The sequence below is a fragment of the Rhizobium sp. F40D2 genome, from assembly GCF_051810745.2.
In the GTDB taxonomy this organism is placed as follows: Bacteria; Pseudomonadota; Alphaproteobacteria; order Rhizobiales; family Rhizobiaceae; genus Rhizobium.
Genome location: NZ_CM131436.1, coordinates 1,186,749 through 1,206,667, shown reverse-complemented (window position 1 = coordinate 1,206,667; position 19,919 = coordinate 1,186,749). Strand labels below are relative to the sequence as shown.

General features: G+C 62.1%; 19 protein-coding genes and 2 pseudogenes. 6 read left to right on the top strand and 15 right to left on the bottom strand.

The annotated features are described in order from the left end of the window. The first annotated feature begins 47 nt into the window (after window positions 1–47). Window positions 48–1,597: pseudogene (dnaA, locus tag ACS4RS_RS05830) on the top strand (chromosomal replication initiator protein DnaA). A 163-nt stretch (window positions 1,598–1,760) separates the two neighbouring features. After that, the gene (locus tag ACS4RS_RS05825) at window positions 1,761–2,873 is read left to right on the top strand and encodes a saccharopine dehydrogenase C-terminal domain-containing protein (protein WP_439008341.1); all 1,113 of its coding nucleotides are present in this window, start codon (window positions 1,761–1,763) and stop codon (window positions 2,871–2,873) included. Window positions 2,874–3,006: 133 nt separating this feature from the next. On the opposite strand, the gene hemW is transcribed toward ACS4RS_RS05825, so the two are convergent. Genes hemW through rph form a run of 4 tightly spaced genes read right to left on the bottom strand, consistent with a single transcriptional unit; the run spans window position 3,007 to window position 6,005 of the window. Beyond that, entirely contained in the window at window positions 3,007–4,209 is a 1,203-nt protein-coding gene (gene hemW, locus ACS4RS_RS05820; protein ID WP_003589019.1) for a radical SAM family heme chaperone HemW, read from the bottom strand. 9 nt (window positions 4,210–4,218) lie between these two features. After that, complete coding sequence (rdgB, locus tag ACS4RS_RS05815) at window positions 4,219–4,863, bottom strand: RdgB/HAM1 family non-canonical purine NTP pyrophosphatase (protein WP_439008342.1); 645 nt, start codon at window positions 4,861–4,863, stop codon at window positions 4,219–4,221. Further along, window positions 4,864–5,289, bottom strand: coding sequence for a VOC family protein (locus ACS4RS_RS05810; RefSeq protein ID WP_439008343.1), 426 nt, complete (start codon window positions 5,287–5,289; stop codon window positions 4,864–4,866). It abuts the gene before it with no gap. Then, window positions 5,286–6,005 (bottom strand): ribonuclease PH, encoded by a 720-nt coding sequence (gene rph, locus ACS4RS_RS05805; protein ID WP_439011743.1) that lies wholly within the window; start codon window positions 6,003–6,005, stop codon window positions 5,286–5,288. The genes ACS4RS_RS05810 and rph overlap by 4 nt, the downstream gene beginning before the upstream one ends. A 127-nt stretch (window positions 6,006–6,132) precedes the next feature. Between rph and hrcA the strand changes: the two genes are divergently transcribed. Next, a complete protein-coding gene (hrcA, locus tag ACS4RS_RS05800) occupies window positions 6,133–7,221 on the top strand; it encodes a heat-inducible transcriptional repressor HrcA (protein ID WP_003570826.1) in 1,089 nt (362 codons plus the stop codon). 111 nt (window positions 7,222–7,332) lie between these two features. Beyond that, the gene (gene grpE / locus ACS4RS_RS05795) at window positions 7,333–7,965 is read left to right on the top strand and encodes a nucleotide exchange factor GrpE (RefSeq protein WP_439008345.1); all 633 of its coding nucleotides are present in this window, start codon (window positions 7,333–7,335) and stop codon (window positions 7,963–7,965) included. Window positions 7,966–7,996: 31 nt separating this feature from the next. On the opposite strand, the gene ACS4RS_RS05790 is transcribed toward grpE, so the two are convergent. Next, on the bottom strand, window positions 7,997–8,941 hold the full coding sequence (locus ACS4RS_RS05790; RefSeq protein ID WP_439008346.1) for a nucleoside hydrolase: 945 nt from the start codon (window positions 8,939–8,941) through the stop codon (window positions 7,997–7,999). Between the two features lie 238 nt (window positions 8,942–9,179). On the opposite strand from ACS4RS_RS05790, the gene ACS4RS_RS05785 reads away from it, so the two are divergent. Further along, entirely contained in the window at window positions 9,180–9,605 is a 426-nt protein-coding gene (locus tag ACS4RS_RS05785) for an Hsp20 family protein (RefSeq protein ID WP_003570823.1), read from the top strand. Between the two features lie 47 nt (window positions 9,606–9,652). Continuing rightward, window positions 9,653–9,910, top strand: a complete 258-nt coding sequence (locus ACS4RS_RS05780) for a BQ00720 family protein (protein WP_003570822.1) — start codon at window positions 9,653–9,655, stop codon at window positions 9,908–9,910. A 150-nt stretch (window positions 9,911–10,060) separates the two neighbouring features. On the opposite strand, the gene ACS4RS_RS05775 is transcribed toward ACS4RS_RS05780, so the two are convergent. The 10 genes and pseudogenes from ACS4RS_RS05775 to ACS4RS_RS05730 form a co-directional block, all read right to left on the bottom strand. After that, window positions 10,061–10,762 (bottom strand): tRNA (guanine(46)-N(7))-methyltransferase TrmB, encoded by a 702-nt coding sequence (locus ACS4RS_RS05775; RefSeq protein ID WP_439008347.1) that lies wholly within the window; start codon window positions 10,760–10,762, stop codon window positions 10,061–10,063. Window positions 10,763–10,770: 8 nt separating this feature from the next. Further along, entirely contained in the window at window positions 10,771–12,009 is a 1,239-nt protein-coding gene (metK, locus tag ACS4RS_RS05770; protein WP_183694135.1) for a methionine adenosyltransferase, read from the bottom strand. A 178-nt stretch (window positions 12,010–12,187) separates the two neighbouring features. Continuing rightward, window positions 12,188–12,607, bottom strand: a complete 420-nt coding sequence (locus ACS4RS_RS05765; RefSeq protein ID WP_003589003.1) for a helix-turn-helix domain-containing protein — start codon at window positions 12,605–12,607, stop codon at window positions 12,188–12,190. Between the two features lie 148 nt (window positions 12,608–12,755). After that, window positions 12,756–14,360: an apolipoprotein N-acyltransferase gene (gene lnt / locus ACS4RS_RS05760; RefSeq protein ID WP_449313911.1), complete on the bottom strand. Its 1,605-nt coding sequence runs from the start codon at window positions 14,358–14,360 to the stop codon at window positions 12,756–12,758. 66 nt (window positions 14,361–14,426) lie between these two features. Further along, window positions 14,427–15,581, bottom strand: a complete 1,155-nt coding sequence (locus ACS4RS_RS05755; protein WP_439008348.1) for a transporter associated domain-containing protein — start codon at window positions 15,579–15,581, stop codon at window positions 14,427–14,429. Further along, a pseudogene (gene ybeY, locus ACS4RS_RS05750) lies at window positions 15,578–16,092 on the bottom strand (rRNA maturation RNase YbeY). Before ybeY ends, ACS4RS_RS05755 begins: the two are co-directional and overlap by 4 nt. After that, complete coding sequence (locus ACS4RS_RS05745) at window positions 16,092–17,144, bottom strand: PhoH family protein (RefSeq protein WP_439008350.1); 1,053 nt, start codon at window positions 17,142–17,144, stop codon at window positions 16,092–16,094. The pseudogene ybeY and the gene ACS4RS_RS05745 overlap by 1 nt, the downstream one beginning before the upstream one ends. An 18-nt stretch (window positions 17,145–17,162) precedes the next feature. Further along, on the bottom strand, window positions 17,163–18,584 hold the full coding sequence (miaB, locus tag ACS4RS_RS05740) for a tRNA (N6-isopentenyl adenosine(37)-C2)-methylthiotransferase MiaB (RefSeq protein WP_449313910.1): 1,422 nt from the start codon (window positions 18,582–18,584) through the stop codon (window positions 17,163–17,165). 49 nt (window positions 18,585–18,633) lie between these two features. Further along, entirely contained in the window at window positions 18,634–19,431 is a 798-nt protein-coding gene (locus tag ACS4RS_RS05735) for a 1-acyl-sn-glycerol-3-phosphate acyltransferase (protein WP_439008351.1), read from the bottom strand. A 27-nt stretch (window positions 19,432–19,458) separates the two neighbouring features. Beyond that, window positions 19,459–19,887, bottom strand: a complete 429-nt coding sequence (locus ACS4RS_RS05730; RefSeq protein ID WP_012556376.1) for a Fur family transcriptional regulator — start codon at window positions 19,885–19,887, stop codon at window positions 19,459–19,461. Window positions 19,888–19,919 lie beyond the last annotated feature (32 nt).

The window sequence follows — 19,919 nt, the reverse complement described above, 5'->3', positions numbered from 1 at the left end:
GCGGCTATTTTAGCGGAAGCCGCCCGGTGGAATTGAAAGGCGGCATTATGCAGATGAATACGATGACGGCGGGCGGGCCCGACAATGGGGATGTGGCACCGCAGGCGTTTGGCTCCATTCGCCTCGAAGGGGAGAAGCAAAGGCGGAAATGAAGCACAGCATCCTGTTTGAGCGCGTCAGCGCGCGCTTGAAGGCCCAGGTCGGTCCTGACGTCTATGCCAGCTGGTTCGCCCGGCTGAAGCTGCATTCGGTATCGAAGAGCGTGGTTCGCCTGTCGGTTCCCACCACCTTCCTGAAGTCCTGGATCAACAATCGTTATCTCGATCTCATCACTGGTCTGTTCCAGGCCGAGGATCCGGAAATTCTGAAGATCGAAGTTCTGGTGCGCACTGCGACGCGCAGCGGCACGAAGGCGCTCGATGAGGCGGTCCAGCCCGAGCCGGTGGTTGCCCCCCAGGCGCGCCGCCCCGCAAGCGCCCAGCCGGCCGGCCAGGCCGTCCAGCAGGCGGTTTCCTCCGTCGCCGCGGCAAGGCCCGCAAGCTTTGGTTCGCCGCTCTTCGGTTCGCCACTCGACAGCCGCTTCACCTTCGACACCTTCGTCGAAGGCAGCTCCAACCGCGTCGCACTTGCGGCCGCCAAGACCATCGCCGAAGCCGGTTCCGGCGCCGTGCGCTTCAATCCGCTGTTCATCCATTCGACGGTCGGCCTCGGCAAGACCCACCTGCTGCAGGCGATCGCCAATGCGGCGGTGCAGAACCCGCGGGCACTGCGCGTCGTCTATCTGACGGCCGAATATTTCATGTGGCGCTTCGCCACCGCAATCCGCGACAATGATGCGCTGACGCTGAAGGATTCGCTGCGCAACATCGATCTGTTGATCATCGACGACATGCAGTTCCTGCAGGGCAAGATGATCCAGCATGAGTTCTGCCATCTCCTCAACATGCTGCTCGACAGCGCCAAGCAGGTCGTCGTCGCCGCCGACCGCGCCCCCTGGGAGCTGGAATCGCTCGACCCGCGTGTGCGCTCGCGCCTGCAGGGCGGTGTCGCGATCGAATTCGACGCGCCGGATTATGAGATGCGCCTCGAGATCCTCAGGCGTCGCCTTGCGGCGGCCCGGCTCGAAGATCCGTCGCTCGAAATTCCGGCCGAACTGCTCCAGCACGTCGCCCGCAACGTCACGGCCAGCGGCCGCGAGCTGGAAGGCGCCTTCAACCAGCTGGTCTTCCGCCGCTCCTTCGAGCCGAACCTGTCGATCGAGCGCGTCGACGAACTGCTCGCCCATCTCGTCGGCTCCGGCGAACCCCGCCGCGTCCGCATCGAGGATATCCAGCGCATCGTCGCAAGGCACTACAACGTCTCGCGCCAGGAACTGGTCTCGAACCGCCGCACCCGGGTCATCGTCAAGCCGCGCCAGATCGCCATGTATCTGTCGAAGACGCTGACGCCGCGCTCTTTCCCCGAGATCGGCCGCCGTTTCGGCGGGCGTGATCACACGACCGTGCTGCACGCTGTGCGCAAGATCGAAGAGCTGATTTCCGGCGACACCAAGCTGTCGCATGAGGTCGAGCTTCTGAAGCGGCTGATCAACGAATAACGACCCGATTTTCGGAAAACTTTGACGGCTGGAAGCGATTCCGGCCGTTTTGCTTTATGAGCTTTTTATTCTATACCTCCGGCCATCCCGTGCATGCCCGATTTGGAGCGGCGTGCGCCGGACAAAGACTGAAGCGCCGAGAGGGCGCATGGGAGGATCATAAATGAGTTTTAAAAAGATCGCCGTTCTCGGCCTGGGCAAGGTCGGACGGCTGGCGGCGACGCTGTTGCATGAAGGCGGTTTCGAGGTCATCGGCGTCGATGCGCAACTGCCGCTGAGCGACGTTCCCTTCAAATGCCGCGCCGGCGATATCTCCGATCCGCAGGTGGTCGGCGAACTGTTGTCGAATGTCGAGGCGGTGCTCTCCTGCCTGCCTTATCATCTGAATATCGAATTGGCGCGCGCCGCCCATCTCGCCGGCATTCATTATTTCGACCTGACCGAAGACGTTCCCACGACCAATTTCATCATCGAATTGTCGAAGACCGCCCGCGGCCTGATGGCGCCGCAATGCGGCCTGGCCCCCGGTTTCGTCGGCATCGTCGGCGCCAGCCTTGCCGATGGCTTCGATCGCTGCCGTTCGATCCGCATGCGCGTCGGCGCCCTGCCGCAGCATCCCACGGGACTGCTGGGTTACGCCTTCAACTGGTCGCCCGAAGGCGTCGTCAACGAATATCTGAACGATTGCGAGGTCATCGAGGGCGGCGTGCGCAAGCTGGTCTCGCCGATGGAATGGCACGAGACCGTCTATGTCGGCGGCGTCAAGCTCGAAGCCTTCACGACCTCGGGCGGTCTCGGCACCATGTGCGACACCATGCTCGGCAAGATCGACAATCTCGACTACAAGACCATGCGTTATCCCGGCCATATGGAGCTGATGAACTTCTTCTTCCACGAGCTTCTGATGCGCGACAAGCGCAAGCTCGCCGGCGAGATCCTGACCGATGCCAAGCCGCCGGTTGAAGACGATGTCGTCTATGTCCATGTCGCCGCCGAGGGCACGGAGAACGGCAGTCTGCGCCGCAAGGAGTTCGTGCGCGCTTATTACCCGATCGAGATTGCCGGCGCGCGCCGCACGGCAATCGCCTGGACGACGTCGGCCTCTGTCGTCGCCGTCATCGAGATGGTCCGCGACGGCCTGCTGCCGGCCACCGGCTTCCTGCATCAGGAGCATATTCCGCTGGAGATGTTTTTAAAGACGCCGACCGGCAGCCTGTTCAAGGCGGGCGCCACTACAGCGCCGCGCGTCTCTTCAGACGCGCAAAGGACGCTGTAGCACTTTGAATTACTGCATAATTTTATCCTTAATCGATTTCGATCTAAGGAATTATGCAGTAGCCACGGCTGAAAAATGCCTACCGGTGCGGCGGCGATGTCCATGCCGCCGCACTCGAAAGGTCCTATGGACCTCAGCAGGCGAGATCGGCGACGACGGAATCGAGGATCAGCATGCCTGAGGGTGTACAGCGCAGGCGTGAATTGCCGATCCGCTCGATGAATTTGTGTTCGAGCAGAAACTCTTCGCGTTTCGGGTCGAGGTCGCGGCCGGAAAGCTGCTGCCAGCGGGCAAGATCGACGCCTTCCCGGAGCCGCAGCCCCATCAGCAGCAATTCGTCGGACTGTTCCTCATAGCCGAGCCGCTCCTCGTCGAGAATGCCGTGGCCGTCGCGTTCGACCATGTCGAGCCAGGCTTCCGGCTTGCGCTCGGTCGCCGTCGCGATCTTCTCCGGGCCGCGTGTCAGCCGGCCATGCGCGCCAGGGCCGATGCCGGCATAATCGCCGTAGCGCCAATAGGTCAGGTTATGCCGGCTTTCGGCGCCCGGCCGGGCATGGTTGGAAACCTCATAGGCGGGCATGCCCTCGCGCGCGGTGATCTCCTGCGTCGCCTCGTAGAGCACGGCCGATTGCTCGCCATCCGGCACGATCAGCTTGCCTGCCTTGTGCAGGCCGTAGAAGGGCGTGCCTTCCTCGATGGTGAGTTGATAGAGCGAAAGATGATCGACCGCATAGGAGATCGCTTGCTTCAGCTCCCTTTCCCATTGCTCGACCGTCTGATCCGGCCGGGCATAGATGAGGTCGAAAGACATGCGCGGAAAAATGTCGCGCGCCAGCCGGATCGCCTTCAGTGCGTCGGCGACATCATGCAGCCGGCCGAGGAATTTCAGGTCCCGATCATCAAGCGCCTGCACGCCGAGCGAGACGCGGTTGACGCCGGCCGCCCGGTAGCCGCGGAAGCGATCGGCCTCGACGCTGGACGGATTGGCCTCCATGGTGATTTCGATGCCGGCAGGCACATGCCAGTGCCGGGCAATGCCGTCGAGAATGGCGGAGACCGTTTCCGGCTTCATCAGCGAGGGCGTGCCGCCGCCGAGGAAGATGCTCGTCACCGTCTTCGGCCCACTCAATGCCCGGACCGCCGCCATCTCCTTCAGGAAGGCTGATGCAAAGCGTTCCTGATCCACCGGCTGATGGCGCACATGGCTGTTGAAATCGCAATAGGGACACTTCGCCGCGCAGAAGGGCCAATGCACATAGACGCCGAAGCCGGGCTCGCCGGTATCGGGCAGCAGCGCCGCGTCGCGCGAGGGGCCTGGCGTGTCGAAATTGTCCACGTGGTGACCTTATGCCTCCAGGCAGGTTTCGACAAAGAGTTTGAAGGCGCGGGCCCGGTGCGACAGCGCCTGCGGCTTGCCGACGCTCCAGCCGTGTTTTTCCTCGCCGCTCATCTCGCCGAAGGTGACGCCGTACCCTTCCGGCTGGAAGACCGGATCGTAGCCGAAGCCTTGGCCGCCGCGCGGCGGCCAGACGACGCTGCCCTCCACTTCGCCGCGGAAGAGTTCGGTATGCCCGTCCGGCCAGGCGAGGCAGAGCACGCTGACGAAACGTGCGGTGCGCTGTTCGGGCGTCGTTGCGCCCGCATCCTGCAGCGCCTTTTCCACTTTCGCCATCGCCATGTCGAAATCGCGCGTGCCGTTCGGTGTCTCCGCCCAATTGGCGGTGTAGACGCCGGGATCGCCGTCGAGCGCGTCGACCACCAGCCCGGAATCGTCCGAGAGCGCAGGCATGCCGGCTGTTTTGGCCGAGGCGACCGCCTTGATCGTCGCATTCTCTTCGAAGCTTGTGCCGGTTTCGTCGGGTTCGACGAAATTCAGTTCGGCGGCCGACTTGGCGGTGAAACCGAGCGGCCCGATCAATTCCTGGATCTCACGGATCTTGCCGGCATTGTGGCTGGCAACGACGATGGTCTTCGTTTCAAGCTTTCGCATTCAGATATCCTGTTCGATGCCCCAGATTTTAGCCTCCGCGCATTCCAGGCTGTTGCCGGCAGGATCGCGGAAATAGATCGAGCGGCCGCCGTTCGGCCAATGCACTTCGGATTCGATCGCCACAGCCGCCGCCTTCAACCTTTCGGCCATCGCATCGATATTGCGGCCGGAGACCCGAAAGCATGCATGGCCCCCTCCGGTCGTGCCGTGTGGCGGCACCTGCAGGGCGTCAGGTGCCGGTGGCTTGATCGTTTCCTCGGGATTGAAGATCAGGAGCACACCCGGCCCGCAGCGGAAGAAGACATGCCGGTTGGCGGCGCGGGCGATCTTTTCAAGTCCGAGAACACTCTCGTAGAACGCCTCGGCCTCATCGAGATCCCGCGCATAGAGCGCCGTTTCCAACATGCCTTCCAGCATGGGGTTCATCCCGCAATCGCCTGTTTCTGCAGGGCGACAAGTTCGCCGATTCCGCTCTTGGCAAGGCCCATCAGCGAGGTGAATTCCTCTTCGGAAAACGGCGCGCCTTCGGCCGTGCCCTGGATTTCGACGATCCCGCCGGCGCCCGTCATCACGAAGTTGGCGTCGGTCTCGGCCGAGGAATCCTCAAGGTAATCGAGGTCGATCACCGGCTGGCTGGCGAAAACGCCGCAGGAGATGGCGGCGACATGATCCTTGAGGACTCGGTCGACCTTGATCATGTTGCGGCTTTCCATCCATTTCAGGCAGTCGTAAAGGGCGATCCAGCCGCCGGTGATCGAGGCCGTCCGCGTGCCGCCATCGGCCTGGATGACGTCGCAATCAAGGGTGATCTGCCGCTCGCCGAGCGCCTGCAGATCGACGACGGCGCGCAGCGACCGGCCGATCAGCCGCTGGATTTCCTGGGTGCGGCCGCCCTGCTTGCCGGCTGCGGCCTCGCGTTTCATGCGCTCGCCGGTCGCCCGGGGAAGCATGCCGTATTCTGCCGTGACCCAGCCCTTGCCGCTATTGCGCAGCCATGGCGGCGTCTTTTCTTCGAGGCTGGCCGTGCAGAGCACATGCGTATCGCCGAATTTCACCAGGCAGGAGCCTTCCGCATGCTTGGAAAAATTGCGCTCGAACGAGACCTTGCGCATCTGGTCGATTTTTCTGCCTGAAGGCCGCATTCTTATCTCCTGGGGTTTGTTGACCGCTTCTACGATTGGCGGCGCCTATTTGCAAATTCCCTTTTGCCACGGCTGCGAGTTTGACTTACTTTTCGCGAAATATCATCAGCGTGGGTTCGAGAGTTTCATGGGCATCAGGTCGACATCGGTTTCGGATGCCGTTGCTGCGCTGGACGAGCGCTCCAGGGAAATTTTTCGCCGCATCGTCGAAGGCTATCTGGAGAGCGGCGAGCCGCTCGGTTCGCGCAATCTGTCCCGCCTGCTGCCGATGTCGCTGTCGCCGGCCTCGGTGCGCAACGTCATGAGCGATCTCGAAGATCTCGGCCTCATCTATTCGCCGCATATCAGCGCCGGCCGGCTGCCGACCCAGATCGGCCTGCGTTTCTTCGTCGATGCCTTCATGCAGGTCGGCGATCTCTCCGCTGAGGACCGCGCCAGCATCGACCGCCAGGTGCGGGCCGAAAGCGGCGGCAATCCAGTGGAATCGATGATGAACGAGGCGAGCCGCATGCTGTCGGGCATTTCGCGCGGCGCCGGCCTGGTCATCACCTCGAAAAGCGATCCGGTGCTCAAACATGTCGAGTTCATCCGGCTGGAGCCGACAAAGGCGCTAGCCGTGCTCGTCGGCGATCACGACCAGGTGGAAAACCGCATCATCGAGCTGCCGGCGGGCGTCACCTCCTCGCAGCTGGCCGAGGCGGCGAATTTTCTCAATGCCCACATGTCCGGCCAGACCCTGCCGGAGCTGCGCAAACAATTAAGTCAGCTGAAGGATAACGTCCGCCACGAACTCGATGCCCTGTCGCGTGATCTCGTCGAACGCGGCATTGCCGTCTGGGCCGGCAGCCCGGACGAGGGCAAGCCGGCGCAACTGATCATCCGCGGCCGCGCCAACCTGCTCGAAGGTCTCGCCGGCGCCGAGGATCTCGACCGGCTGCGGCTGCTGTTCGACGATCTCGAAAAGAAGGACAGCCTGATCGAGATCCTCAATCTCGCCGAAACCGGCTCGGGCGTGCGCATCTTTATCGGCTCGGAAAACAAGCTCTTCTCGCTGTCCGGCTCGTCGCTCATCGTCGCGCCCTATCGTGACGACGACGATCGCATCGTCGGCGCCGTTGGCGTCATCGGCCCGACGCGGCTCAATTATTCCCGTATCGTGCCGATGGTGGACTACACCGCCCAGCTCGTCTCCCGGCTTTCGCGCAATCCGCTTTGACGCCACCTTGAAGAAGACCGCGGAATTTTCGCTTCTTTGTCACGCAGACTTGATTTTTTTCGGTCAAACCTCGATATCGGGCGCATCTGAAGACACCAACCGGAGACCGTCATGACCGATGACACGACGAAAAACGGACCTGACGCAACTGCGGCCGATGCCGCAGCCGACGCCGCCGCCTACGTCGAGAACAATATTGCGCAGGAAGAGGCCCCCCAGCCGGACCCGCTCGAGCTTCTGAAAGCCGAAAACGGCGAACTGCGCGACCGCTATCTGCGCCTTGCCGCCGAGATGGACAATCTGCGCCGCCGCACCGAGCGTGAGGTCAAGGACGCCAAGTCCTATTCCGTCGCCGGTTTTGCGCGTGATATGCTCGCCGTCTCGGACAATCTGCGCCGGGCGCTGGATGCCATCCCTGCAGAGGTCAGGGATGGCGCCGATGCCGGCCTGACTACGCTGATCGAGGGCGTGGAGATGACAGAGCGCGCCATGCTGTCGACGCTCGAACGCCACGGCGTTCGCAAGCTGGAGCCGGTCGGCCAGAAGTTCGACCCGAATTTCCATCAGGCGATGTTCGAGGTGCCGAACCCGGATGTGCCGAACAACACGGTCGTCCAGGTCGTACAGGCAGGCTTTTCCATCGGCGAGCGCGTGCTGCGCCCGGCCATGGTCGGCGTCGCCAAGGGCGGCCCGAAGGCGGCCGAAGCCGAAACCAATTCGGTCTTCGACGAGAAGGACGCCTGAAACCTTCTCCCTTTGGAGAAGGATGCCGAAATCAGATGCGGGCGAAGCGTTCGATCAAAAGATCGAAGAAGCCGTCCGCATCGACCTGGCGCATGACTATTGCATTGCGCTTGCGCTCGGTGACATGCCACCAGTCCACGACCGTCATACCGACGGTGAGTTCGGACTGAATCTCGATCTCGACATTGCAGTCCCGGCCTTTGAAAAGCTCCGGCTTCAGCAGGTAGGCGATCACGGTCGGGTCATGCAGCGGCCCGCCATCGGAGCCGTATTTCTCGATATCGAAGCGTTCGAAGAATTCCAGCATCTCGACCATCGCCTTTGCCGGCGCCGTGCCGATCTCGGCCATGCGCCTCACCCTGTCCTTGCGGGTCAGCAACTGGTGCGTCACGTCAAGCGGCATCATAACGATCGGAACACCTGAGCGGAAGACGATATCGGCGGCCTCGGGATCGACGTAAATATTGAATTCGGCTGCCGGCGTGATGTTGCCGCCCTCGAAAAAGCCGCCGCCCATCATCACCAATTCGCGGATGCGCGGGGCGATGTCGGGCGCCTTCTGCAAGGCCATGCCGATATTGGTCAGCGGCCCGAGCGTGCAGAGCGTCACCGTGCCTTCATCCTCACGCCGCAGCGTCTCGATGATGAAGTCGACGGAATGCGCCGTCTGCAGCGCCATCGTCGGCTCGCTGAGTTCAGGGCCGTCGAGGCCGGTCTTGCCGTGCACATGTTCGGCGGTCACCAGCCTGCGGGCGATCGGCGCGTCGGCGCCGGCAAAGACCTTCGTCTCCGTCCGGCCGCAGAGTTCGCAGACGATGCGCGCATTGCGGCTGGTCAGCGAAAGCGGCACGTTGCCGGCGACCGTGGTGATCCCCAGCAGCTCCAGTTCGTCGGGACTGCCAAAGGCCAGCATGATGGCGGCCGCGTCGTCCTGGCCGGGATCCGTGTCGATGATGATCTTTCTTGCGCTTGCCATCCGATGCACCGTTTCCTTCATTTCTCGACACAAATCGGCACATTCTGCGCCGGCCCGTTTTGATGCGAGGCAGCCGGCGCTTTGTCAAGCAAGGAGCCGCCACCACCTTAAAATTGAGGGGCGGTGCCGAGACGTCGCCCGCGTCTTGCAGCACCGGGATGCGGTCCCCATATTAGCGGCATCCGGATGCTGCCCTAAAGGTCCGGGATGGTCGCTTGCATCAAGGACTTGAAAAGAGATGAGCCGCATTACCCCTTTCGCCAGCCCGCTCCTTCTGGGCTTCGATGCCATGGAAAAGACGCTGGAGCGCATTTCCAAGGCGAGCGACGGATATCCGCCTTACAATATCGAACGCATCGGCGCCGACAGCGGCGCGCCGGAGCGTCTGCGCATCACGCTGGCTGTCGCCGGTTTCGGCGAGGAAGAACTCGATGTTTCCATTGAGGAGAACCAGCTTCTGATTCGCGGCCGTCAAGTGGAGCAGGGCGAACGGGACTATCTCTATCGCGGGATTGCCGCCCGCCAGTTCCAGCGCACTTTCGTTCTGGCCGACGGCATGCAGGTGCTCGGCGCCGGCCTGAAGAACGGTCTGCTCTCCGTCGATCTAATTCGCCCCGAGCCCGCGCGTATGGTCAAGAAAATTAACATTTCGGTCTCACAGTAGCACAACGGTTTGTCGAACCGTTGGTCCCTTCTTCCGGAGGAACAGGAATGTTGATGAAAGAAGCCACGTCTCACTTGACCAAATCCGAGCTTGCCCACATCGGCAGCGGCGAGGTCGCCTATATCAGAAAGATGCGCACCGAAGAGGTTGCCAAGTGCTTTCCCGAAGCGCCGGATATCGATCCGAACGTCGATCTCTGGGCACTTTTCGGCGCCGACGGCACGCCGATCCTCTTGACGGACAACCGCTCCAGCACCTTCTTCAAGGCTGCCGAGGACGAACTGAAGACGGTCAGCCTGCACTGACCGTCCAATAATGCCTGTCGTATTTCGCTGCTCTCGCGGTGCGCGGTCGTTTTAGCCGACTTGCCTGTGTTCGCGACATAGGCGCTGGCTACCTTCCGACGTTTTCCGTAGTCGATGACGTGGGAAAGGGCGGTAGCTTTGCCCTGAACCTCAGATCTTCCTGAATGTCAGATAGGCCGAAGACCGGCCCTCGCGCCGGGCCTTGGCCTCGTAACGTGTGCTCGGCCAGCCCTCATAAGGCGTCAACCAGTCCGCCGCATTGTCGGCCATCCAGTCGAAACCGCCATGGTCGCGGCATTTTAGCAACGTCCAGTTCACATAGGTGTCGATGTCGGAGGCGAAGCAGAACAGGGCGCCCGGCTTCAGCACGCGGTGAAAGCGGTCGAGATTGGTCTTCGAGACGAAGCGGCGTTTCCAGTGCTTTCGCTTTGGCCAGGGGTCGGGATAGAGCAGGTCGATCTGATCGAGCGAAGCATCCGGAAGCCAGTCGAGCAGCTGCGTCGCGTCGTCATTATAGACGCGGATATTGCGCGCCCCGGTCTCACCGATGCGCGACAGCAGCTTCTGCATGGAATTGACGAAGGGCTCGACGCCGATAAAGCCGGTCGAAGGTCTCTCCAGGGCGCGGTGGATCAGGTGTTCTCCGCCGCCGAAACCGATTTCCAGCCGCAATTTTTCGACCGGAGCCGGGAAGAGGGATGTCAGCGGCTCCGGTGGAGCCGCTGACAGATCGATCAGGAATGCCGGCAACAGGCTGTTCAGCGTCTCGGCCTGGTGTTCGCGCAGGGCCTTGCCCTTGCGGCGACCGAAGAAGGCTTCAGTCGCCCGGCCGCGGCGTTCCATATCCGTCATGCTTTATCTCAGGCCTTTACGCTTTCCTTGAGCGCCTTGACGAGGTCCGTGCGCTCCCAGGAGAACGAGCCGTCGCGGCCGGCCTTGCGGCCGAAATGGCCGTAAGCGGAGGTCTTCGCATAGATTGGCTTGTTGAGGTCGAGATGGCGGCGGATGCCCGACGGAGACAGGTCCATATTCTTGCGGATCGCCGCTTCGACCTGATCTTCGCTGAACTTGCCGGTGCCGTGCAGGTCGACATAGATCGATAGCGGCTGGGCGACGCCGATCGCGTAGGAAATCTGGATCGTGCAGCGGTCGGCAAGGCCGGCGGCAACGACGTTTTTCGCCAGATAACGGGCGGCATAAGCAGCCGAGCGGTCGACCTTCGTCGTGTCCTTGCCGGAGAATGCGCCGCCGCCATGCGGAGCGGCACCGCCGTAGGTGTCGACGATGATCTTGCGGCCGGTGAGGCCCGCATCGCCGTCCGGTCCGCCGATGACGAACTTGCCGGTCGGGTTGATGTACCACTTGCAATCGTCAGCGATCTTCAGTTCGCCGAGCGCTTCGCGGATATAGGGCTCGACGACGGCGCGGACCTTCTTCGAATCCCAGCTTTCGTCGAGATGCTGGGTCGAAAGCACGATCGACGTTGCTTCGGACGGCTTGCCGTCGACGTAGCGCACGGTCACCTGGCTCTTGGCATCGGGGCCGAGCTTGGCGACTTCGCCGTCACCCTTCTTGCGGGCAGTTGCGAGCAGCTGCAGGATCTTGTGGGAATAATAGATCGGAGCTGGCATCAGGTCCGGCGTCTCGCGGCAGGCGTAACCGAACATGATGCCCTGGTCGCCGGCGCCCTCGTCGCCCTGCTGGTCGGCGGCGCTGTCGACGCCCTGCGCGATGTCGGCCGACTGCGAGTGCAGGAGCACGTCGATCTTGGCCTTCTTCCAGTGGAAGCCGTCCTGCTCGTAACCGATATCCTTGATGGCGCGGCGGGCGGCGGCCTTGAACTTCGAAGGATTGATGACGTCCTTGCCGTCCTTGTCCTTCTTCATCAGGCTCGGCGGCAGGCGGACTTCGCCGGCGATGACGACGCGGTTGGTGGTCGCCAGCGTTTCGCAGGCAATGCGCACGCCCCACGGATTGACGCCTGTTTTGGCCGCTTCGCGGTAGACCAGATCGACGATCTCGTCGGAGATGCGGTCGCAGACCTTGTCCGGATGACCTTCGGCAACAGATTCGCTGGTAAAGAGATAATTCGCGCGCATTCCGGGATTCCCCTCAAAGAACAAAAGCTAGCTAGTAGGTACTCAGTTCGAGGCCTCATGACAAGCGCAGAAGGACATAAATATATCTTTATATCTGCGGCAAAGTGACAAATTTTGCCCCAAAAACGCAAAAAAGGCGGCCTTTCGACCGCCTTTGGGATTCTACGATTGGTGTGGCTCAGTCGGAGTCGGCCTCGGCTGCCAGAGCCTTCACCAGCTCCACGACCTTGCGACGAACCTTCGGATCGGAAATCTTGACGAAGGCGCGGTTGAGCTGCAGGCCTTCGGAAGAGGAGAGGAAATCGACGACGTAATTCGAGCTGGAGGCTTCGGCCATGCCGCCGCCGGCGCCTGCATGTTCGCCGGGTGCGTCCTCGAAGAAAAAGGAAACCGGAACATTGAGGATGTTCGAGATATTCTGCAGACGGCTTGCGCCGACGCGGTTGGTACCTTTTTCGTATTTCTGGATCTGCTGGAATGTGATGCCGAGGCTTTCGCCGAGTTTTTCCTGGCTCATGCCCAGCATTGTTCGGCGAAGACGAATACGGCTACCAACGTGGATGTCGATCGGATTCGGCTTCTTTTTGTTTTCAATCATGGTCGTGCCCTAGCTAAGAATTTCAACCTGTTTAACCGGCATGCCCCTGATCCATCCCAAACGCCACGTTGCAAGCGGTGAGAACCCACCTTTGAACATACGTCCGGAACGCCGATTGTCATCACTATGCAATTTTAGGGGTTTTTGGTCAATTCAACCCGGAAATAAAACCTCTGCGAGAAACCAGCGCAATCAAAATGAGCAGCGCCTCGATCAACCAGAAGTATGTTTGCCGGGGCAATGTCGTCCCCGCTTCTGCGCCGAACCTATCAACGGTTGCATCAATAAAGCCGGTTTGTTCGAGATCGAGGCCGGCAATAATCTCCCCCTGTGCATTCACAATTGCTGAAATACCACTGTTGGCGTCGCGAATCAGCGGCAGTCCGGTTTCGACGGCCCGCACCCGGGCCTGCTGGAAGTGCTGATAGGGGCCGGGCGTCGCACCGAACCAGGCATCATTGGTGATATTGAGGATCGCATTGGCGTCTTCGATGTCGCCGGTCATTTCATCTGGGAAAATGATCTCGTAGCAAATCAGCGGATAGAGATTGAGCCCGCCGGGCAGCGCCAGCAGATGCCGGCTTGCCGCCGCCGAAAACCCTCCCGGCATTTCGACGACGTTCTGGATGCCGAATTCGGTGAGCATGTCCTCGAAGGGCAGGTATTCGCCGAACGGCACCAGATGCACCTTGTCGGAGGCGGCGATGATTTGACCGCGGCCGTCGATCACGTAGATAGAATTATAGTAGCGCGTCGGCGTGCCGGGTCCCATCTCCTCGGCGCGCACGGCCCCGGCGATCAGGATCTGGTTGTCGTCGAGCGTATCGGCGATCCGCGTCAGCGCATCCTGGTTGTCGGTCAGGATGAAGGGGATGGAGGTTTCCGGCCAGACGATGATATCGGGCTTGCGTCCGCCATTTTTCGGTGTTTCGGCCGACAGCTTCAGATGCGTCTCGAAGATCGCATTGCGGTCGGCGTCGTTGTCCATCTTCGCCGCCTGGTCGATATCAGGCTGCACCAGCCGCACCACCGGACGCTTATCTTCAGGCAAGGCTTCGGCCCGCGGCGCGACATAGAGGGCATAAGCGCCGTAGCCGAGATGGGCGGCAAACAGCAGGACGGCGATCGCGATACCCGCCCGCGCGCCTTGCCGGGTGCCGACAAGAGCCGGGGCGGAGAAGACGAAGACGGCAAGGGCGGTCACGCCCATTGCCCCGATCACATGCGCCGACTGCATCATCAGTGGAACCGGCATCATGCCGTAGCCGATGGCGTTCCAGGGGAAGCCTGTCAAGATCACGCTTCGCAGCCATTCCATCAGCCCAAAGCCGGCCGCCAGTGCGGCGATCCGTCCCATGCCGTCGGACCAGAAGATGCGGGCAAGCGCGGCCGCCAGCCCGTAAAAAATCGCCAGACAGGCCGGCAGCCCGAGAATGGCGAGCGGCAGCGCCCAGGCGAATTCCTCCTGATCGACCAGCAGCGCATGGCCGAGCCACCAGAGACCGGCGACGAAATAGCCGAAGCCGAACAGCCAGCCGGTGGCAAACGCCGGCCACAACCTGCCAATCAGGCCGCTGTCAGGCGAAGCCGCCGCCCCGTCGATCAGCCAGACGAGCAGCGTGAAGGAGACGAACATTGCTGCGAAGAAGCCAAAGGGCGGCAGCGCCAGCACGGCGAATGCTCCAGCGGCGATGGCCAGCAGCGACCGTTTGAAACCCCAGACGAGGATAACCCTGTCCGCAAGCCGCTCCATGCGCACTCCCATCAAACCGCGAATCAACCCATTCGCAGTCTTTCAAAAAAGCCGCTCTTTGTCGTGTCAGTTGGCGGTCGATTCCGCCGGCCGCTCGTCGCCGGCGTCGGAGCCGGGTGGGATGTCGCCATCCACCTTGGCGCGGCGGCGGATCGCATGGCGCTTGCGGGTGATGCGCAGCCGCTTGATGCGGCGCGGATCGGCGTCGAGAATGTGGAATTCGAAGCCCGGCAGCGCCTGCACGACCTCGCCGCGGACCGGGATGCGGCCGAGCGCGGAGAAGATCAGGCCGCCCAGCGTATCGACCTCGTCGACCTGCTCGCTGATGTCGAAATCCGGCCCGATCGCTGCGGCGATCTCTTCCAGTTCGACGCGGGCGTCGGCGATGAAGACGTCTTCGGCAACCCGCTTGAACATCACCTCTTCGTCGTCATGTTCGTCGTCGATGTCGCCGACCACCATTTCGACGATGTCCTCATGCGAGGCGAGCCCGTCGGTGCCGCCATATTCGTCGATGACCAGCGCCATCTGCGTGCGGTTCACCTGCATGCGGCGCAACAGGTCGGAGGCCAGCATCGACGGCGGCACGAACAGGATCTTGCGGATGATGCCGGCTTCAGTCAGCGTCTTCTGCAAGTCGACGCGGGCGAGATCCAAATTCGGCTTGGCCGGCCGCGTGGTCTTCTGGATATTTTCGGGCGCAACATCGATCGCCGGCAGCGCCGGCAGGGCAACGGCCGGTTTCGTCGGGCCGCGGCGTTTGTTGCGCGCCTGCTTGGCGACATAGGAGAGCAGATCGCGGATATGCACCATGCCGCGCGGATCGTCGAGCGTATCGGCATAGACCGGCATGCGCGAGCGGCCGGATTCCTCGAACAGGATCATCAGCTCGCCGAGGGTGATGTTCTGGTCGACCGCCTCAATATCGGCGCGCGGCACCATCACGTCGGCGACACGCACCTCGCGAAAGCGCAGGATATTGTGCAGCATTGCCCGTTCGTCGGGCGAAAAGGCGTCGTCGCCGGCCGCATCGGTCATCAGCGCGTCGGCAAGATCCTCGCGCAGCCGCGAGCCCTGCTGCGGGCGAAGGATGCGCGCGGCGCGCGACCAGAAGGATTGAGATCGGCCCGATGGCCGACTACTACTGCCCGCCTCGTCCGAAGAGGAGGATGGCTCGGAGTCCTTGGCGTCTGCCGCCGGCTTCGTCGTAAAGTCGCTCATGGTTCCATTTTAAGGTCTTGACCCTCGTAGGGATCAGATAGGCCGAGCTGCGCCAAAATGCGAGTCTCCAGCCCCTCCATAATTTCGGCTTCGGCACTATTCATATGGTCGTAGCCGAGAAGATGCAAGAAACCGTGCACCAGAAGATGGGTCAGGTGGTCGTCGAAACTCTTTTCGAGCTCGATGGTTTCCCGCTCTACCGTCTCCCGGGCGATGATGATGTCGCCAAGCATCGGACCCGGCATTTTGCCGGGCCGAACCGGAAAGGCCGGAAAGGAGAGCACGTTGGTGGCCTTGTCCTTGCCGCGCCATTCGGCGTTGATGTCTTGGATCGAGGCGTCGTCGGTGAAGACAAGCGAAACCTCGGGCGGCATGGTCGGGAAGGGCTGCTTCTCGCTGTCGCGGAGATAGACCACGGCTGCGCCGAGCACGCGTTCGCAAAGGACAGAAGCGTCTCCTCGCCGGGCCAGCCGATGTCGTCGACGCTGATCTGGATATCGAGTTCTGCCATCAGTCCTGCCGGCTGACTGCTTCGGCTTCGGCGGCATAGGTGGAATCATAGGCCCTGACGATGCGCCCGACCAGCGGATGGCGGACGACGTCGGTATCCTTGAAACGCACGATCGAGATGCCCTCGACGCCGTTCAGAAGCTGCAGCGCCTCGACGAGGCCGGATTTGACGCCGCGCGGCAGGTCGATCTGGCTCGGGTCGCCGGTGATGATCATCCGCGCATTCTCGCCGAGACGCGTCAGGAACATCTTCATCTGCATCGATGTCGTGTTCTGCGCTTCGTCGAGGATGATGGCGGCATTGGCAAGCGTGCGGCCGCGCATGAAGGCGAGCGGCGCGATTTCGATGACGCCGGCGGTGATCGCCCGGTCGACCTTGTCGGCGGGGATCATGTCGTAGAGCGCATCATAGAGCGGGCGAAGATAGGGATCGACCTTTTCCTTCATGTCGCCAGGCAGGAAGCCGAGGCGCTCGCCTGCTTCGACGGCCGGGCGCGACAGGATGATCTTTTCGACCGCGCCGCGCTCCAGGAGCTGGGCGGCATGGGCGACGGCGAGATAGGTCTTGCCGGTGCCGGCCGGGCCGACGCCGAAGACAAGCTCGGCCCGTTCCAGCGCCCGGATATAAGCGTCCTGCGTCGGCGTGCGGGCAATGATCGTCTTCTTGCGGGTGGAAACCTGCGCCATCGTCAGCTTGGCCTTGCGCTCCATGGTGGGAAGGCTGAGCTGATCGTCGGCGGCGACCGACATGCGGATTGCGCCCTCGACGTCGGATCGTTCCACGCTGCCGCCTTTCTGAAGTTTTTCATAGAGATAGTCGAGCGTGCGCCGCGCCTGGTTGGTGGTCACGACATCGCCTGTGATGACGACCGAATTGCCGCGGGCCCGCGCATCGATGTTGAGCCGTTCCTCGAGCAGCTTGAGGTTCTGGTCGAATTGACCGAAGAGCTCGCTGGCGAAGCGGTTGTTCTCGAACGTCAGGACGAAGTGATTGGAGTCGCTCGGCGTGCGGGGGTGGCGCGGTGAAGAAGAAACCAATTCTTGTCCGTTCAAGCGGTCGGGCTCCTTGGGTTAAACCGCAGCCTCTGCGTGTTCGGCAAACAGGCTGTTGTTTCCGGTTCCGGTGATTCGCACTTTAATAATGTCACCGATTTGCGATGCTTTTGCATCAATATTCACGGATTGAAGCCAGGGAGAGCGGCCGATCAGCTGTTCCGGCATGCGACCGGGCTTTTCAAGCAACAGGTCGATCTCTTTGCCGATGCAGGATTCGGCAAATTCCTGCTGCTGCTTCAGGAGAAGCGCTTGCAGGCGTTCCAGCCGTTCTGCCTTGATCTCTTCCGGCACCTGGTCCTTCAGTTCCGCGCCGGGCGTGCCCGGCCGTGTCGAGTATTTGAACGAAAAGGCCTGCGCATAACGGACCTCCTCCACAAGCCTGAGTGTATCCTCAAAATCGGCGTCTGTCTCCCCCGGAAAGCCGGTAATGAAATCGCCCGACAGCGCGATATCGGGCCGCACCTTGCGGATGCGCGCAATCAACGTCAGATATTCGGCCGCCGTGTGGCGCCGGTTCATGGCTTTGAGGATACGGTCGGAGCCCGATTGCACCGGCAGGTGCAGGTAGGGCATCAGCGCCCGGAGATCGCGATGGGCGTCGATCAGCCGGTCGTCCATGTCACGCGGATGGCTGGTGGTATAGCGCAGCCGCGCAAGGCCGGGGATCTCGGCAAGCCGGTAGAGCAGGTCGCCGAGGCTCCATGCCTCGCCCAGCGGCCCGGCGCCGTGCCAGGCATTGACGTTCTGCCCGAGCAGGGTGATCTCGCGCACCCCGCCTTCCACGAGCTTTTCGGCTTCCTCGACGATCTGGGCAACCGGCCGCGACACTTCCGAGCCGCGCGTATAGGGCACGACGCAGAAGGTGCAGAACTTGTCGCAGCCCTCCTGCACCGTCAGGAAGGCGGTGACACCGCGGGCGCGGATCTTCCGGCTCTCGGCAATCGGCAGATGCTCGAACTTGTCCTCGATCGCATATTCCGTATCGACGACGCGCTGGCCCTCCTTGGCCCGGCGTAGCGCCTCCGGCAGGCGGTGATAGGTCTGCGGGCCGATGACGACGTCGACGGCGGGTGCCCGGCGCAGGATCTCCTCGCCTTCGGCCTGGGCGACGCAGCCGGCAACGCCGATCATCATCTCCCGTCCGTCCGCCGCCTTCTTCTTTTTCATGTCGCGCAACCGTCCGAGCGCCGAATAGACCTTCTCGGCCGCCTTCTCTTTGATATGGCAGGTGTTGAGCAGAACGAGGTCTGCCTCTTCCATATCTTCAGTCGGTTCGTAACCGTCGCGGGCGAGCGCATCGCTCATGCGCGTGGAATCATAGACGTTCATCTGGCAGCCATAGGTCTTGATGAAGACCTTGCGGCTGTTGGAGCCGTCGCGCAGGCCCTCGTTCGGGATTGCCTGCTGGGCCTGGAGAAGAGCGCTGTCCTGTGTCATGGGGCGCTATTTAGTGGTTTTTGCCGCCCGAGAAAATCGAAATCTTCTTTCAGGAGATTTCCCGTCCGCGCAGGCGGCTGTTCAACAGGTTGCGGATGCGCGCGGTGATGGTCGCGCTCACTTCCTTACGATTGGTGTCGGCGCGGTATTGCACGGCCTCGCCGAAGGAAACCTCTGCGTCGATCGCGCCGCATCGCACGATATCGATCAGGTGCGGCAGCAGCTCGATATCCCCCGGCCAGGCGGCGAGCGGCCGGTGGTAGCGGCCCATGGCGATGCCGTGCACCCTGGTATAGGCAACCGCCACCGGCTGCACCGCGACGGTTCCGGTCGGCGAAGCGGGCACGGCCATGGCGGCGGCGCCGAACAGCGAGGACTTGACCTCCAGCAGCCGGTTGCCGTCCGAGGTCGTGCCCTCTGGAAAGAGCACGACGATTTCGCCATCGGCCATGCGCCCGGCGATCTCATTTGCCTGATGGCCGGTCTTGCGCCTCTCCTCGCGCACGACGAAGACGCTCTTCTGCAGCTTGGCGAGTGTGCCGAAGATCGGCCAGTCGGCCACTTCGATCTTGGCGATAAATGCGACATCGGCAACCGCCGACAACACCATGATATCCATCCAGGACGAATGATTGGAGCAGAGCATCAGCGGCCGGCGCTCGTCCAGCCCTCCGGTGACGCGGACGCGGATGCCGAGACAATAGCAGACGATACGGTGCCAGAGGCGCGGCAGCCGTCGCCGCAGCCGCCAGTCGAAACGCAGGGCGAGCAGTTGCAGTGGCACGAGCACGATGCTGACGGTCAGGATGACGACCGCAGCACAGGCAATGCGCAGCCAGGCGATCAAATGCTGGTCTCCCCGGCGGCCATTGCTTCAGAGGTCTTCCTTCTTCAGCGGAACGCCGTAGAGCTCCAGCCGGTGGTCGACCAGCTTGAAGCCGTGCTCGCGGGCGATGCGCTCCTGCAGCGCCTCGATCTCCGGCGAGCGGAATTCGATGACCGTGCCGGTCTTCAGGTCGATCAGGTGGTCGTGATGCTCTTCCGGCACCGTTTCATAGCGCGAGCGACCGTCGCGGAAGTCGTGGCGGGCGATGATGCCAGCATCCTCGAACAGTTTCACCGTGCGGTAGACGGTCGAGATCGAGATCTTCGCATCGACTTTCACGGAGCGGCGGTAGAGCTCTTCGACATCCGGATGGTCTTCCGAATCTTCGAGGATGCGCGCGATCACGCGGCGCTGCTCGGTCATGCGCATGCCGCGTTCGGTGCAAAGCTCCTCAAGGGTCTTGGCTACATCAGGCATGGCCCGCCTTCAAAAGATATTCGTCCTGCGAC